Source organism: Glutamicibacter sp. FR1 (assembly GCF_047300825.1).
GTDB classification, from domain to species: Bacteria; Actinomycetota; Actinomycetes; order Actinomycetales; family Micrococcaceae; genus Glutamicibacter; species Glutamicibacter nicotianae.
This window is the reverse complement of sequence record NZ_CP178602.1, coordinates 767019-780284: the sequence shown is the minus strand read 5'-3', so window position 1 is coordinate 780284 and position 13266 is coordinate 767019. Positions and strand designations below refer to the sequence as shown.

Below are 13266 nucleotides of genomic sequence, written 5' to 3'. Positions count from 1 at the left end.
ACCGATCGTGGCAGACTTGCTGGTATGGGAACCGTGATCTTGGAGGGCCGGCTGCTGTGCAAGGATGCGGCCGAAGCTGAGGTAGTGAAGAAATTGCTGCCGAAGCATATCCGCCTGACCAAGGCCGAGCGCGGATGCATCTCGTTCTCTGTCACGCCGACCGAAGATCCCTGGGTGTGGCTGGTCCACGAGGAATTCGTAGACGGTGTAGCCTTTGAAGCCCACCAGCAGCGGGCCGCGGCTAGCAAGTGGGGCCAGGCAACCAAAGACATGCAGCGGATCTACAAGATCAAGGGTTTATAGGCAGCCGCATCTTGAAGCCCACGTGCGATGCAGTGAAGCCCAGCGCCTCGTAGAATCGGTGCGCGTCGTTGCGCTGCGCATCACTGGTCAATTGGACCAGCTGGACATTCTTGTTCTCGGCTCCGGAAATAGCCCAGCGGATCATTGCAGTTCCCAGTCCCCTGCCGCGCAACGCAGAAGACACGCGAACTGCCTCGATCTGCATCCGCGTCGCTCCTCTGCGTGCAAGTCCCGGCAAGATGGTCAACTGCATCGTGCCGACCAGTGTTCCGTCCTGGGCCTCCACCACGATCAGCGAATGCGCCGGGTCCGCATCAATTTGGTTGAACGCGTGGAGATACTGTTCCGTATCCTCCTCGGCACCTTGATGCTCCGCTCGGCGAATGTCATCGTCTGCCATCAAGGCAATGATCTGCCCGAGATCCACTGCTTTCGCTTCGCGCAGCAGCTAGTCCTGGCCGCCGGCCAACAAGCGTCCGCGCTTTGCCGTTTCCATGGCCACAGCCTATGCCCCGCAAGGCCAAGGCCTCAAGGCTTCCCTGTGATCTTGTCGGCCAGTACTGCCAGTGGAGACGAGCTGGCCCGCCCCTTCAGCTCGCTTCTATCTGCCGCGCCGTAGGCCGCATACAGGCCCTTGGTTGCCAGCCAGCGCAGCGGTTCCGGTTCCCATTTGCGCACCTGGTGGTTGACCCACGGCAGGCTGGTCAATTCAGTGGTTTCCCCGAGGATCAAGTCGCGCAGGGTGCGTCCGGCAAGATTCGTCGTGCTGACCCCGGTGCCGACATAACCGCCGGCCCAGCCAATGCCGGTCGCCGGATCCAGTCCCACGGTAGCCGCCCAGTCGCGAGGCACGCCAAGCACCCCGGACCATGCATGGTCGATTCCTGCGCCACGGGTCTGCGGGAACATGCGGTGCAGGATTTCCTGCAATCCGTGGACGGTGCTGTGCGGCGTCATGCCGTCGGTATCGGTGCGCGAACCGTACTTGTAGGGCACGCCCCGCCCGCCAATAGCGATGCGATCATCCGCGGTGCGCTGGGCATACATGTACACGTGGGCGTAGTCCCCCAGCACCTCGCCGTGATTCCATCCCAATTCATCCCACACGGACTGCGCCAGCGGTTCGGTGGCGATCAGCGAAGAATTCATCGGCAGCCACAATCGCTTGTGCCCGGCCAGCCCGGCAGTGAACCCTTCGGTGGCACGGATGATGCATTCGGCGTCCAGCGTGCCGCCGTCGTATTCGACGCGGTGCGGGCGCAACGCGGTGGCACGGGTGTTTTCATGGATCTTCACGCCGAGCCGCTCCACCGCGTCAGCGAGCCCGCGGACCAGTTTGGCCGGGTGGATCCTGGCGGCATGCGGATGCCACACCCCTGCCCGGGCGTTGGCCACGTTGACCTTGCGGCGCACTGCGTCGGCTTCCAGCAGCTCGGTGTCCGAGTGCTGCCATTGCGCAGCGGCCGCTGCGTCGGCACGCAGCCGCTTTTCCTGGGCCGGGGTGTAGGCAACTTCGAGTTCTCCGCCCTGCAGGATATCTGCGTCAATCCCTTCGGCGGCACACACCTCGATGACCTCAGCGACGGTCTGGTTCATTGCCAGTTGGAAGTCGTTGACCGCCTGCCTTCCATGGGATTTCAGGTAGCGTTCGCGACCGGCGGTGATGGTGTTGGTGAGCCATCCCCCGTTGCGTCCCGAGGCGCCGTAGCCTGCGTGCCGGGCTTCGAGGATCGCAATGCTCAGCTCCGGGTCGGCCTTGGCCAGGTAGTAGGCGGTCCACAGGCCGGTGAATCCGGCACCTATGATGGCCACGTCTGCGCTGCCATGGCCGCGCAGCTGCTGGCGTGGCTCTGGCAGTCCGATCTCTTCCCACCAGTGCGAGACGCGTCCGTTGAGCATGTTGTGTTCCGCCCCAGAGTCATAAATGAATAGTCTTCAATACTTGCCTTGGGATTCAGCCTAGGGCCATGCTGAAGCCGCAACAAGGGGTCGGGAGCAAATGATGAAAGAACTCCCTGCCCGGCTCAAGGCCAGACAGGGATTTTTCGGAGGATTATTCTGCGAGGGTGATGTGCGCTCCGGGTGCTGGTGCGGTCACCGGGATGGTAGCCACACCCACTTCGTCGCCCAGCTGGGCCATGACCTCATCAGCATGCTCGGCGTCCTTGACCAGCAATGCCAAGGTCGGGCCTGAGCCGGATACCATGGCGCGCAGCGCGCCGGCTCCTTCTGCCATATCGCGCATGGTGCCCAGCTCCGGGGCCAAAGCCAGGGAAGCCTGGGTCAGGTCATTGGCCAGCACCCGGGCCAAGGCTGGCGCGTCCGAGGCCATCAGCGCCTCGATCACCGCAGGATCGATTTCCTGCGGAACTTCGATTTCCATGCCCGCGCGCAAGCGATCGAGCATGCCATAGACGCGCGGAGTCGACAGGCCATAGCTGGCCGGAATCAGCACCCAGTGGGTCTTGGCGCGGGTCAGCAACGGGGCCAGCTTGTCGCCGATGCCCAGTCCAATGGCGGCCCCGCCCATCAAGGCGAAAGGCACGTCGGCACCGAGCCGTGCGCCCAGGCGGCCGAGTTCCTCGCGGTCCAGCCCGGTGCCCCACAATTCGTTGCAGGCCACCAAGGTGGCCGCGGCGTCGGCGGAGCCGCCGCCCATGCCGCCGGCTATGGGAACGCGCTTGGTGATGTGCAGGTCCGCGCCGAGGCTGCAACCGGTGTGCTCGCGCAGCAGCTGGGCCGCCCGGTGCACCAGGTTACCGGCGCCCAATGGGAAATTCTCCGGTTCGGAAACTACCGGGGAATTCGGTTCCAGGCTCAGCTGCAGCTCACCGTCGGTGCGCAGCCTCGCTTCGATCTGCTCGGTCAAGGACACCGCGACGTAGAGGCTGGCCACCTCGTGGTAGCCGTCTTCGCGCGGAGGGCCGACCTTGAAGTAGCAGTTGATCTTGCCCGGTGCGGTTGCAATGACGCGCTGCTTGAACATGCCTAGGCCTCGCTCGCCGGAGCTTCAGCCGGAACATCCTGAGCGGCCCTGGCAATGTCGATGTATTGCTCGATGTCCAGTTTCTCGCCGCGTTCCTTCGGATCGATGCCGGCGGCCACCAGGATCTGTTCTGCGCGCGCACCGGATCCGGCCCAGCCTGACAGGGCCGCGCGCAAGGTCTTGCGGCGCTGGGCGAAAGCCGCATCGATGATGGCGAAGACTTCTTCGCGGTCCGGGACATCGCTGCGGTCCTTGTCGCGGGTGAAGCCCACCAGGCCGGAATGGATCTTCGGAGCTGGCCAGAAAACATTCATGCCTATCACGCCGGCCTTGCGCATGGTTCCGTACCAGGCGCCCTTCACCGAAGGTACGCCGTAGATCTTGTTGCCTGGGGTGGCGGCCATCCGGTCGGCCACTTCGTCTTGCACCATGACCAGGCCGTTGCGGATGGACGGGAAGTGCTCCAGCAGGTGCAGCACCACCGGGACGGCGACGTTGTAGGGCAGGTTGGCGACCAGCGAGGTGGGTTCGCCGGGAAGTTCGGTGACCTTCATGGCGTCGGAAAGGATCACGGTCAGGTCGTCTTCGCGGCCCGGGCGGAATTCGGCCATGGTCTGCGGGAGGCGCTTGGCCAATGGCGGATCAATTTCCACGGCCACGACCTTGGCGGCGGCGTCCATGATGCCCAGGGTCAGGGAGCCCAGGCCCGGGCCTACTTCCAGCACCGTTTCTGAGGGGTCGACTTTGGCGGCGGCGACAATGCGGCGGATGGTGTTCCCATCAATCACAAAGTTCTGCCCCAGCGTCTTGGTAGGGCGGATTCCCAGCTCTTCGGCCAGACGACGGATTTCGGTGGCCCCAAGCAGCGGCAAAGATTCCTTAGACATCACAGATCCAATTCTAGTTCAGCTAGATTCATCCAAACATAACAACGCGACGCGTCCACCGTGATGGTGGACGCGTCGCGTTGCTGCTTGGCTTATGTCTTTAGCGCAGGCCCAGCTTGGCCGAGCATGCTGGCCAGTGGCCCCAGCCACCGGAACGGCGCAGTACCTCAGCCGCGGCGATCTGCTCCTGCGGGGTTGCCTGGTGCGGCAGTGGTGCGTACTGGGTGCCGCCGACTGCACGCCATGAGGAAGCGGAGAACTGCAGGCCGCCGTAGTATCCGTTGCCGGTGTTGATCGACCAGTTGCCACCGGATTCGCATTTGGCCAGTGCTGCCCAGGTTGCGGAGATGCCGCCCGGGGTTGGCGTGTTCTTGGAGGACGAGGATTCCTTCTTCTCTTCCTTGGTGCCCACGCGGATTTCCGCGGCCACTGGCTTCTTGGTGACCTTGGACTTGAGGACTTCTTCCTCGCCCTTCTTGCCGTTGCGGGTTTCCTGGCGCAGGGTCAGCTGGCGCTCGCCCTTCTTGCCTTCGGTCTTGACCTCGGTGTCGCCCATGTCCAGCGAGCTGTCCTTGATCTTCTTGGTCTCGAAGTCGATGTCGCGGGTTTCGTCCCAGGTCTTCACGGTGACGTCGATGACCTCGACGGTAATGCCGGCTTCCAGCTTGACGCTGTCCTTGACGTTCTTGTCGGTTTCGTCCTTGATCTTGACGTTGATCTCGTCGTTGCCGTCGACCTCGATCTTTTCCTCGGCAAGCAGTTCCTTGACGGTCGAAGCGGTCGTTGCGACCTTCTTCTTCTTATCCTTGACGACCAGGGTCATTTCCTTGGGCGTGATGACTTCCAGGTCATCGCTCAAGGCGGCCAACTGCATGTCCTCGTCCAGGGATACCTCGGAACCCTTTTCCAGGTCGAGCTGCTCGACAACGTCGGCAACGGTCATGCCGGTGGTGTGCACTACACGCTCGGTGCCATCCACGGTGACTTCAATCGACTTGTTGCGCTTGATGTCAACCAGCTGCTGGTCGACAAGTTCGGAATCCAGTGCTGCGGAGATCTCATCGCGCTCAGCCAAGGTGACATCCTGCTGTTCCAGCAGTGCGCCGACGGTTGCGGCACGGGTGGTGATTTCCTGCCGCTGTCCGTCAACCGACATGACAACCGACTTCTGTCCGGAAATGTAGAAAACAGCGCCGGCGATAACCACGGCTACGGCGAGCGCCTGCGCCAGGTATTTCATCCAGGTCTTCTTGAGCAAGTGAGTCACGGTAATGAGATCCCCATCGTTTGTAGGCCCGCTTCCGCCGAATCCGTCCAGAATCATCGGTGGGCCCGGCAGTGTTCGCTGCCTGTCCTTTAATCAAAATTGCGCCGTGTTTCCACCTGCTGCAAAGCGTTGAGGATCAGGCTGTCCCGAACACGCCTTGCCGAAAACAGGCAGGGGCGGTACCGGACATCTCATCCACCGTAACCGAATTGTTATATTTGTGGCAAGTGTCCTGTAACGAGACACACAACCGGCGGGTCTAGAATTCTCCGTACACTTCCCGGGTATTCGCATCGATCAGGGTGCAGAATTCTGCCAGCTCGATTCCCTTGTTTTCCGCCAAGAACCTAGTCGTGTAGGGAATCATGTAACTGGCGTTCGGGCGGCCGCGGAAGGGGTGCGGGGTCAAGAACGGCGCATCGGTTTCCACGAGCAGCAATTGCGGATCCGCCACCGACAAAGCCTCGCGGAGATCGTGGGAATTCTTGAACGTCACGGTTCCGGAGAACGACATGTACCAGCCGTTGTCGTTGCAGACCCGAGCCAGCTGAGCATCACCCGAGAAGCAATGGAAGACCACTTTCCCAGGCAATGGCGCATCCTTGAGCACCCGCACCACATCCTCGTGGGCATCACGGTCATGGATCTGCAGCGCCTTGCCCTGCTCCACCGCAATGCGCAGGTGCTCGCGGAAGGAATATTCCTGGGCGCCCCGTCCGTCTTCGCCGGTGCGGAAGTAGTCCAACCCGGTTTCGCCAATGGCACGTACCCGCGAATCCGCGGCGAGATCCTCGATCCGGGCAATTGCCGCTTCCAGCTGTCCGCGCTCGGCCAGGCGCGCGGCATCGTTGGGGTGGATGGCCACCGCGGCCAGGATATTCGGGTACTGGTTGGCGACCTCGACCGCGTACTCGGATGATTCCACGTCGCAGCCGACTTGGATCAGCCCCTTGACACCAACGGAGGCCGCCGCGGCCAGCGCATCGGCAGCCTCGACCTTCACGGTTCCATCCAGGAAATCCAGATGCGTATGGTTATCGACCACGGGCACCGGCAGCGGCTCGGGCGCTGGCGGGTAGTGCAGGTTGCGCTGGCTTCCGCCGTTTGCGTTGCCCGTGGCGCGCGCCCGCTCCCCCTGGCCTGCTACTGTAGCTTGCTCCGCGGGTCGGTAGGCCTCGGGAACCAAGGTGGGATCAGTGTACTTCTTCTTGGACACGATAATCCTTTGCGCGTGGGTACTGGGATGGAATCTGTGGTTAATTGTGGCACCACTAGGCGCATTGGCAACAATCAGGCGCTCATCCCGCGGCAGTTAGGCTCTGTTACTGGATAAAAGAACCCCATATGATGTGATGCAAGAACCAATTGAATGCATCCCGGGACGGTGGATCTTGTCCCTGGTTCATTCTCCAGGAGGAACTGCGCATGAGTGCTAACCGAACAGTGCCGTCGCTCGATTCGGCATTCCAGTCCAATTGCCAGCGCATTTTCGACGCTGTCCAAAGCGTCATCACCGGAAAGCCCGAGGCTGTGACCAGCGCGTTGACGGTCCTGCTGGCACAGGGCCACCTGTTGTTGGAAGACGTTCCCGGTGTCGGCAAAACCATGCTGGCCAAGTCATTGGCCCGCAGTGTCAACGGTTCGGTGCACCGCATCCAGTTCACCCCGGATCTCTTGCCCAGCGATGTCACCGGCGTCTCGGTGTACTCCCCGCAGACCCACGAATTCACTTTCCATCCCGGGCCGGTCTTCGCCAATATCGTCATCGCCGATGAAATCAACCGCGCGAACGCCAAAACCCAGTCGGCACTGCTCGAATGCATGGAAGAGCAGCAAGTCACCGTCGATTCGATCACCCATCGGCTGGAGCAGCCATTCATGGTCGTGGCCACGCAGAACCCGGTGGAGTCCGAAGGCACTTTCGCTTTGCCCGAGGCGCAGCGCGACCGATTCATGGCACGGCTGTCACTGGGCTACCCGCAACGCGACGCCGAAATCACCATACTGACCGGCCGGCATGAATTCGACCCCTTGGAAGCGCTGCAGGCAGTGGTGCAGCTGGAGGATCTGGGGCACATGATCGAGCAGGTGAAAGCGGTAACGGTCACCGAACGGCTGGGTGCCTACGTGGTGGACCTGGGCCGGGCCACCCGCGAGCATCCGCAGATAGCGCTCGGCGCTTCGCCCCGCGCGCTGATCCAGTGGGTTCGCGCTGCCAAGGCCCACGCAGCGATCCATGGGCGCGACCATGTCTTGCCGGAAGACGTCCGCAGCGTCGCCGAGATGGTGCTGAACCACCGGTTGATCCTGACCCGGCGAGCGGTGGCGGACGGGTTGGGTGCCAGTGCGATAATCCAGGAGCTGGTTGCCAGCACCCCGGTGAACTAGCGCCGCAACCATGGAGAAGATCCCCCGCTATGATTCGCGCGACGCGCTGTCCTGGACGCGCACCGAAAGCGCGGATACTGCATTGCGCCGCTGGCACCTTGACCTGTTCACGGTGCGCGGCTGGTGCACCGCCGGGGCAGGCGGGCTTCTGCTCTTCCTGGCCTATCTGCTAGGCCGGCACGAAATGATGGCCTTGGGCCTGGGCCTTCTGGCCTTGGCTTTGGCCAGCTGGGGTTTAGCAATGCGCCTGCGCGGACGCACCAATATCCACCGCGAGCTGCTCTCGGAGGTTCCCACAGTCGGCGAGGTCAGCAAGTTCCGCTTGTCCTGTGCTGAGCGGTCCACCATCCAGGAGCGATTGCCCGAAGATTTCGGTCCCGGCCCACGGCTCCAAGCTCCGGGATCCATAGAGTACGAATTGGTGTTCCGCACCCGCGGGATCCATCTCATGGGCCCAGCCCAGCAGATCGTCGTTGATCCGCTGGGGCTGATCCAGGGCATGGTGCGCACCGGTGAGTCATTGCAGGTTCCGGTGCGCGCGCAATTGCATGAGCTGGATCGTTTCGCCTCGCTCGGAGAGCGAACGCTCACCGGCGATGCGAAGTTCTCCCGGAGCACCACCGCCGATTACTACGATGTCGCGACCCGCGACTACCAGCAGGGCGACTCCATACGCCAGGTGCATTGGAAGGCCAGCGCCCGCCATGCCAAGCTCATGGTCCGCCAGGAGAACCATGTGGCAACCGCCCAAGCCCTCCTGGTCTTGGATACCTCCTTCGAGCATTGGAACCACAGCGGATCGGATCTGCGGATCTCCCTGCCGCAGGCTCACGCTGAAGCGCTGACCAGCAGCCGGCGCTTTGAGAACGCGTTGTCCTTGGCCAGCAGCATCGGCCTGAGATACGCCACCAGCGGCTACCAGCTCGCCTTCCGCAACCTCGCCGGGACCTCCTTGGCCCAACGGGACCCGCATAGCATCTCCGAGCTTGGCGCACTGAACAGTTTCGAGGATTTCCATGCCGCGACCACGGAGCTGTCCTTGGGCAACGGCAGCGTTGAAGCCAACGGTCCCGAGATCCTGGGCAGCACCCTGCACAAGGAGCTGCTGGGGTTCCGCGAAGAACCGGTCATCATGATCCTCGGCGAACTCGATGCCCCGCAGGCAGCCTGGCTGGCGACGCTCTCACGCACCGTACGCCATGTTGAAATTTTCCTGCTGGTCAGCCACCCTGAACGCTATCTGGCGATCCAGCATGAACTGGCACGCACCAGCTGGAAGGTGCATATACTTCCCGGCAATATGGCAATAGACGAGATGTGGGGATGATGAGCGCTGGCCTTGCTGTGGCTCCCGGTCAAACCCTGGAGCCCGAAAATCACGTTCCGCGCCCCGGTCCTGCGGCGGCGATGCGGCTCTTGCTGCTGCGGGTGGCCGCTACCTGCTGCCTTGCAGTCGCAGTCTTGGCCGGGACCGCCTCGCTGTCCGGGGTCATCGAAGGTTCCGGCTGGTTCCCGGCCCTAGTCGTACCGGTCTTCGCCGTGCACCTGTGCGCCGGGCTACTGCGCGCAGTCCGCGGCGTGCGCTGGGCCGCCCTCCCGGCCGCCGCTGGTATCGCCGTGGCATCGATCGCGCTCAGCCCTGCCAGCCAAATCAACATCTACGGGTTGCCGTTCGCCCAATGGGTCTGGTCTGCGCTGGCTGAAGCGGGCATGCAATTCGCTACGCAGGTTCCTCCGGTAGCCAATTCCCGCTATGTGGCGTTCAGCATCTTGTGCTTTACCCTGGCTATTAGCCTGCTCGTCGAGCTGCTGGCCAGCTTCCGGCGCACCGCCATGCTGATCATCATGCCCTTGTCCCTGGCACCTGTCATTGCCTCGCTGTTCAAGCAGGAAGGTGCGGGAATCGGCTATCTCTCGCTGCTGGTGCTGGGAGTTCTCGGCTACATAGCGCTGATTCCCTATCTTTTCGCCCCTGCATCGTCCAAGCACTCCCAGCCGAAGCTCCCCGCGCCCAGATCGCTAGGCATTCTCGGCATCAGCGCGATGACCTGTGTCGGTGTGCTCTTGGCAGCCAGCTTCTGGATGCCTGGTTTCCGCAGCGGCATGTTCCCCGAGGGGCAACGGCCATCCGGCGACCTGCTGGCCAGCAATGTCGATCCGCTGATCAACCTCGGAAGAGACCTCCGCTCTAACAGCGGAGCTCCCATCCTGGACTACTACACCACCGCTGAGGAAGCACCCTACCTGCGCACGCAAGTGATCAAGGATCTTTCCACGGACCGCTGGGAACCAACTGAGGGCCTGATGCAGCACACGCTTGATGGCACGTCAGCGGTGACACGGAATTTCAGCACGTTCAACAGCACCAGCGAAGTACTGCGCATGAGTTGGCCCGAAGGCATCAGCAATCCCGTGCTCCCCCTGCCCAACCAGTCCTATTTCGTGCAGGGCATCGTCGGAGACTGGAACTGGACCTACGAAACCTCGGTGGCCAGGCTCACTGGCGACGCCATGGCAGCCACCAACGACATTTCAGTGGCCTACTCGGATCTGGACATCAGCACGCAAATGGTCCGCAATATCGGGCACTTCGGAATTGATGCCGGGGACCAGCTGGCCGATGAATACCTGCGTCTTCCGCAAGATCCGGACAACACCCTGGAACCGCTGTTGCAGCAAACCCTCGATGAGGCCTTCGGCGACGAGGGGAAGCCGGCAAATGACATCGATGCCGCCGTGGCCTTGCAGCATTTCTTCCGTTCCGGGAATTTCGTGTATTCCGAACGCACTCCCCTGCGCGAAGGCTACGACGGGGCCAATCGCCGCGTCGTTGAAGCGTTCCTGACCCGGCGCCAGGGGTACTGCGTGCACTTCGCCTCGGCCATGGCCCTGCTGGCCCGTGAAGCCGGCATCCCATCGCGTATTGCTGTGGGGTACGCACCGGGCGAAGCCAACGGGGAAACCCTCGAAATCACCGGGGACACAGCCCAGAGCACGCCGGAACGCCGTCTGGCAGAAGGTACCGTGCTCACCGGCTACACCGTCAGCGGAAAGCAGTCCCACGCTTGGCCAGAACTGTATCTGAACGGGCTGGGCTGGATTCCCTTCGAACCCACACCTGGGCGTGGCTATGCCCCGAGCTACGCGCCGGAACCAACGCGCACCGCGGCCCCGCAGGAAAGCACGGCACCGGATGTCCCCACCGAGCGCAGCAACCCTAGCCTGCCTGCCAGTGACAGCCCTTCCGCCCAGGCGCAGCCCGCAGAGCCCGTGGAACAAGGCGCGCAGGCTGCGTGGCTGGTGCCGACCATCGTGCTGCTGGCCGCCGTGGCGCTGGGGATCGCCCCGTGGCGCCGCCATCGCCTCCGCGAAGAAAGGCTGGGACGCGTGCGCCAAGGCGGGGATGACGCCGCGCCAGCGCTGCTGGCCGAGCTGCAGGCCATCGGGGCCGATTACCGGGAACCAGCCGGCCACCACGAGTCAGCCGGCGACTACACCACCCGGCTGGGCGAAGACCACCCCCAGATCGCCAAGGAATTGCAGTCCTTGAAAACTGTCATCCAGGAAAGCTTCTACGCCAACCGGCATCTGGACGCTGATGATGCCGCCACGTTGCTGGATGCCTTGCATGAGGTCCAAGCCAATTTGCGCGGCGAGCTGACGGTGTTGCAGCGAATCTCGGCGTTCTTGTTCCCTGCTTCGGTGCACCCGCGTCATGCCCGCACGCGCAGCTCCCGTCGAATCCAGCTGTAGCACACGGGTCTTAACGGCCAAAGCCCAACCGTAACGTTCCGGTTGGGCTTTGGCAGGAGCTGGAGAATCTACTTCTTGGCTGCGTATGGATCGGCAATGCCGATGTACTGCACGGTGGTGTATTCCTCCAGGCCTTCGGCGCCGCCTTCGCGGCCCAGGCCCGACTGCTTCACGCCGCCGAATGGCGCCGCGGCGTTGGAGATCACGCCAGCATTGAACCCGACCAGGCCGAATTCGATCTGCTCGGAAACGCGGAACATGCGGTTCAGGTCCTGCGAGTAGATGTAGGAAGCCAAGCCGTATTCGGTGGAGTTGGCCAGCTTGATTGCCTGGGCCTCGTCCTTGAAGGTGGTCACTGGCGCCACTGGGCCGAAGATTTCCTGGGTCAGGATCTTGGCGTCGTTGGCGACATTGGCCAGCACGGTTGGCTGGTAGAAGTAGCCCGGGCCCTCAACTGGGGCACCGCCGGTGACGGCGGTCGCGCCGGCGGCCACGGCGGCCTCGACCAGCGAGTGGACCTCGTCGCGGGCCTTTTCCTCGACCAGCGGGCCTACGGTGGTGTCGGCTTCGGTGCCGCGTCCTGGCTTCAGCGCCTTCATCGCCGCGGCGAACTTTGCGGTGAATGCCTCGGCAACATCCTCGTGGATCAGGAAGCGGTTGGCCGCGGTGCAGGCTTCGCCCATGTTGCGCATCTTGGCGGCCATGGCGCCCTCGACAGCGGCATCCAGATCGGCATCCTCGAAGACGATGAATGGAGCGTTGCCGCCCAGTTCCATTGAGGTGCGCAGGACCTTGTCAGCCGCGTCCTTCATCAGCTGCTTGCCCACTGGGGTCGAGCCGGTGAAGGATACCTTGCGCAGGCGGTCATCGGCCATCAGCGGGCCGGAGATCTTCGAGGCCGAGGCGCCGGAAACCACGTTCAGCACGCCTGCTGGAAGTCCTGCTTCCATCATGGTGGCAGCGAACAGCTGGGAGGTCAGCGGGGTCAGCTTGGCTGGCTTGAGCACCATGGTGCAGCCTGCTGCTACTGCCGGTCCGACCTTGCGGGTAGCCATGGCCAGCGGGAAGTTCCATGGGGTGATCAGCAGGCAGGGGCCAACCGGCTTGTGCTGGACCAGAACCTTGTTCTTGCCCTCTGGGGTGGTGATGTAGCGGCCGTAGTGGCGTACGGTTTCCTCGGAGAACCAGCGCAGGAATTCGGCACCGTAGGTCACTTCGCCGTAGGCCTCGGCCAGCGGCTTGCCCATTTCCAGGCTCATCAGCAGCGCGAAGTCGTCCTTGCGCTCGGTGACCAGGTCGAAAGCGCGGCGCAGGATCTCTGCACGTTCGCGTGGTGCGGTCAGCGCCCATTCGGCCTGAACAGCGTCGGCCGCATCCAGGGCTGCCATGGCGTCTTCGCTCGTAGCACTGGCCAGGGTCAGCAGCTTCTCGCCGGTAGCCGGGTCAAGCACGTCGAAGGTGCCGCCGTCGGAGGCATCTCTCCATTCGCCATTGATCAACAGGCCGGTTGGAACCTTGGCGAGCAGCTCTGCTTCGCGCTGGGCAGTAATCGACATACGAGCATCTCCTGATAGAAAATAATGAAAACTGATCGTCTTTGATGTCTACGCTATTCCCGGCAGATGGCAGCTGTAAATCTCCGTCTGCACCATGGAAGCGAGCATTCATTGTGCATTTAGCCT

Annotated in this window: 11 protein-coding genes; 4 read left to right on the top strand and 7 right to left on the bottom strand. The window is 62.8% G+C overall.

The genetic code is table 11. The features are described from left to right. The first annotated feature begins 24 nt into the window (after positions 1–24). Positions 25–303, top strand: coding sequence for a putative quinol monooxygenase (locus tag ACLQ8T_RS03730; RefSeq protein WP_413455727.1), 279 nt, complete (start codon positions 25–27; stop codon positions 301–303). Here the strand turns inward: ACLQ8T_RS03730 and ACLQ8T_RS03725 are convergent. From ACLQ8T_RS03725 to ACLQ8T_RS03700, 6 genes are all read right to left on the bottom strand, one after another. Then, positions 290–730 (bottom strand): GNAT family N-acetyltransferase, encoded by a 441-nt coding sequence (locus ACLQ8T_RS03725; RefSeq protein WP_413455726.1) that lies wholly within the window; start codon positions 728–730, stop codon positions 290–292. The two genes, ACLQ8T_RS03730 and ACLQ8T_RS03725, sit on opposite strands and share 14 nt — an antisense overlap. Positions 731–831: 101 nt before the next feature. Continuing rightward, positions 832–2202, bottom strand: coding sequence for an NAD(P)/FAD-dependent oxidoreductase (locus ACLQ8T_RS03720; protein WP_413455725.1), 1371 nt, complete (start codon positions 2200–2202; stop codon positions 832–834). A 154-nt stretch (positions 2203–2356) separates the two neighbouring features. Then, entirely contained in the window at positions 2357–3289 is a 933-nt protein-coding gene (locus ACLQ8T_RS03715; RefSeq protein WP_413455724.1) for a 4-(cytidine 5'-diphospho)-2-C-methyl-D-erythritol kinase, read from the bottom strand. Positions 3290–3291: 2 nt separating this feature from the next. Further along, positions 3292–4176 (bottom strand): 16S rRNA (adenine(1518)-N(6)/adenine(1519)-N(6))-dimethyltransferase RsmA, encoded by an 885-nt coding sequence (rsmA, locus tag ACLQ8T_RS03710; protein WP_413455723.1) that lies wholly within the window; start codon positions 4174–4176, stop codon positions 3292–3294. 100 nt (positions 4177–4276) lie between these two features. Continuing rightward, the gene (locus tag ACLQ8T_RS03705; protein WP_413455722.1) at positions 4277–5443 is read right to left on the bottom strand and encodes a transglycosylase family protein; all 1167 of its coding nucleotides are present in this window, start codon (positions 5441–5443) and stop codon (positions 4277–4279) included. A gap of 259 nt (positions 5444–5702) precedes the next feature. Continuing rightward, positions 5703–6659, bottom strand: coding sequence for a TatD family hydrolase (locus ACLQ8T_RS03700; protein WP_413455721.1), 957 nt, complete (start codon positions 6657–6659; stop codon positions 5703–5705). 209 nt (positions 6660–6868) lie between these two features. Here ACLQ8T_RS03700 and ACLQ8T_RS03695 point away from each other — a divergent pair, with 209 nt between their 5' ends. From ACLQ8T_RS03695 to ACLQ8T_RS03685, 3 genes are read left to right on the top strand one after another with little or no spacing between them, the layout of a single operon-like run. Continuing rightward, complete coding sequence (locus ACLQ8T_RS03695) at positions 6869–7831, top strand: AAA family ATPase (RefSeq protein ID WP_204720912.1); 963 nt, start codon at positions 6869–6871, stop codon at positions 7829–7831. Between the two features lie 10 nt (positions 7832–7841). Beyond that, the gene (locus tag ACLQ8T_RS03690) at positions 7842–9158 is read left to right on the top strand and encodes a DUF58 domain-containing protein (protein WP_413455720.1); all 1317 of its coding nucleotides are present in this window, start codon (positions 7842–7844) and stop codon (positions 9156–9158) included. Next, entirely contained in the window at positions 9158–11584 is a 2427-nt protein-coding gene (locus tag ACLQ8T_RS03685; protein WP_413455719.1) for a transglutaminaseTgpA domain-containing protein, read from the top strand. The genes ACLQ8T_RS03690 and ACLQ8T_RS03685 overlap by 1 nt, the downstream gene beginning before the upstream one ends. A 68-nt stretch (positions 11585–11652) precedes the next feature. Here ACLQ8T_RS03685 and ACLQ8T_RS03680 read toward each other — a convergent pair whose 3' ends face one another. Continuing rightward, the gene (locus ACLQ8T_RS03680; protein ID WP_413455718.1) at positions 11653–13140 is read right to left on the bottom strand and encodes an NAD-dependent succinate-semialdehyde dehydrogenase; all 1488 of its coding nucleotides are present in this window, start codon (positions 13138–13140) and stop codon (positions 11653–11655) included. Positions 13141–13266: the final 126 nt, after the last annotated feature.